Origin of the sequence: Actinoplanes sp. NPDC051633, from assembly GCF_040681735.1 — a bacterium.
In the GTDB taxonomy this organism is placed as follows: Bacteria; Actinomycetota; Actinomycetes; order Mycobacteriales; family Micromonosporaceae; genus Actinoplanes.
The window spans coordinates 1-2,816 of the sequence record NZ_JBFAZH010001015.1; the positions used below are offsets into that span (position 1 = coordinate 1).

2 protein-coding genes are annotated in these 2,816 nt (G+C 70.8%); both read right to left on the reverse strand.

All coding sequences use genetic code 11. The features are described 5' to 3' along the window. Positions 1-1,620, reverse strand: a 1,620-nt coding sequence (locus AB0M20_RS36130; protein ID WP_364305111.1) for a hydantoinase B/oxoprolinase family protein, incomplete at its 3' end; no start/stop codon positions are given. Positions 1,621-1,623: 3 nt separating this feature from the next. Continuing rightward, a partial coding sequence (locus AB0M20_RS36135) for a hydantoinase/oxoprolinase family protein (RefSeq protein WP_364305112.1) occupies positions 1,624-2,816 on the reverse strand: 1,193 nt, incomplete at its 5' end.

Below are 2,816 nucleotides of genomic sequence, written 5' to 3' on the forward strand. Positions count from 1 at the left end.
GTCGCGTTCGAGCGGGTCGCCCCACCCGCCGCCGCCCCAAGTGACGAAGTGCAGCACGTCGCCCGGCCGCACCGGCACGTCGTGGCACTTCGAGGGCAGCACCTCGCGCGTGCCGTCGTCCCGGTCGATCCACTTGCGGCCGCGGGCGCCCGGCTCACCACCGTTGACACCCCACGGGTACGTGAGCCAGCGGTCGTCGTGGATCGCGATGGTCCCCGGCTCCAGGAACCGGTACGCGACATCGACGCCGTTCCCGCCCCGGTGCAGCCCCGCCCCGCCGGTGTCGGCGACGGTCTCCCACCGCTCGATCCGCAGCGGGTAGTAGGACTCGAGGAACTCGCACGGGATGTTGACGAAGCTGGGCCACAGCGAGTGCCCGTCCGGCCCGTCGCCGAGCGGGCGCCCGGGGATGCCGCCGAAGCCGATCGAGTAGAGCTGGAACCACTCCCCCTTGCGGTCGCCGCTCGAGTAGTTCCCGGAATACATGAAGTGCGGTGACGACGAGAAGCCGGCCGCGTTGAGCAGCGCCGGGTTGGTCTGGCCGAGCAGCCCGCCGAACAGGTCGAAGACCCGGCCGATGCCGTGGTTGCGGGCGTTGAGCGCGGCCGGGTGCTTGGGCTTCCAGTACGAGCCGTCCGGGATCGTCACGTCCACGAGGGGGTAGAAGCCGTCGTTCCAGAGGATCTGCGGGTCGGCCACGGTGATCATGTAGATGCCGAAGAACATCCGGGCCAGGTTCTCGTTGAGGTAGTAGTTCACCGGCCCGATCGCCTGCGGGGACGAGCCGCTGAAGTCCAGGTGCACCTTGTCGCCGGTGCGGGTCAGGGACAGTTTCAGCTCGTACGGGCCGTAGCCGACGCCGTCGTCGCAGATGTAGTCGGTGAACGACAGCGTCCGCCCTTCCTCGAACACCATGTGCAGCAGCGTCTTCATGGCGTCGTAGTTGCGCTGCAGCAGGGCGTCCAGTGCCGAGAGGTACGTGGCGACGCCGAACCGCGCGCACATCTCCTGCACCCGGCGGGTCGCGGTGCGGCAGGCGGCGACCAGGCCGTTGAGGTCGGCCCGGTTCCAGTCGGGCACGCGCACCTGGTTGAGGATGATGCGCAGCGCGTCGTTGTTCAGGACCCCGCCGGCGTAGAGCTTGAACGGCGGGATGACCACGCCCTCTTCATAGATCGTCTTGGCGTCGGTGGGCATCGAGGAGGGCGTCTTGCCGCCGACGTCGGACATGTGCCCGAACATCGAGGCCCACCCGACGACCCGCCCGCCGACGTAGATCGGCATCACGACGAGCCAGTCGTTGGCGTGGCTGATCGCCGCCCCGCACGCGTACGGGTCGGAGGTGAGCAGCACGTCGCCCTCGCCGATGTCGCCGTCGAAGCCGGCCAGGAAGTCCGGGATGGACAGTCCAAACTGGCCGACGACCATCTTGCCGCTCGGGTCGGCGATCAGCGGGAACTCGTCGTGCTGCTCGCGGATGCCGGGCGAGAGCGCGGTGCGGAAGAGCACCTCGTCCATCTCGTATCGGGCGTTGCGCAGGCCGTTCTCGACGAGGTCGAGGGTCACGAGGTCGACGTCGACCGTTTCGACGGGCGACGAGTCGGTGATGATGCGTGCCATGGCTCAGGCCTCCGGACCGGAAACGGGGCGGATCAGCAGGCTGCCGCTGGGATCGGTGGTGGCCGCATGGCCGGGGAGGATCAGGGTGGTGGAGTCCATCTCGGTGACGATCGCCGGGCCGGTCACGACGTCGCCGGCCCGCAACTCGAGCCGGTCGTGGAGCGCGGCGTCGACGAAGCCGCCGTCGACGTAGATGCGGGTCTCGCCGGCACGGGCGGGGCTGCCGTCGCCCTTCTCCAGATGGATCGGAGAAACCGTGGGCCGCGCGCCGGTGACCGTGGCCCGGGCGTTGACCAACTCGTGGTCGACGGTGAGCGTGAACGAGAACAGCCTCTCGTGCTCGGCGTCGAAGAGGGCGCCGAGATCGTCGCCGAGGTCGAAGGTGATCGGCAGTTCGTTGCCCTGACCGACGTAGCGGACGTCGGCCGAGTAGGTGACCGTCTCCGGCGTCACCCGCGTGGAGGCGGCCGCCGCGAGCTCCTCGAAGATGGTGGCCAGCTCGCCCGCCGACAGGTCGCCCAGCTTGCGCAGCACCGTGCGGGCGGCCTCGTCGCGGGCCGAGGTGGTGGCGTCGCCGAGCGCGCAGAGCACGCCCGGCGAGGGCGGGACGATGACCGGCCATGCGCCGGTGAGCCGGCCGAGCGCGTTGGCGTGCAACGGCCCGGCGCCGCCGAAGGCGACCAGTGCGAAGTCCCGCGGGTCGAAGCCCTGCTGCACGCTGACCAGCCGCAGACCGCCGAGCATGTTCTCGTTGACGATGTCGACGATCCCGGCGGCGGCCGCCTCGACGCTCAGCCCCATCGCGTCGGCGACGGTCTGCACGGCGGCGCGGGCGGCCTCCCGGTCGAGGGTGATCTCGCCGCCGGCCAGCGTCGACGGAAGATAGCCGAGGACCACGTTGGCATCGCTCACGGTCGGCTCGGCGCCGCCCTTGCCGTAGGCGGCCGGCCCCGGTTCGGCGCCGGCGGACTGCGGCCCGACCCGCAGGGCGCGGGTGAGTTGGGGTACGTGGGCGATCGACCCGCCGCCGGCGCCGACCGTACGGACGTCGACCGCGGAGGCGCGGACGGTCAGGTCGCCGACCTTGGTCTCCCGGCCGATCCGGGCCTGCGCGTTGCGCACCAGCGCCACGTCGGTCGAGGTGCCGCCCATGTCGAAGGTGAGCAGCTCGGTGTGCCCGGACTGCTCGGCCACCC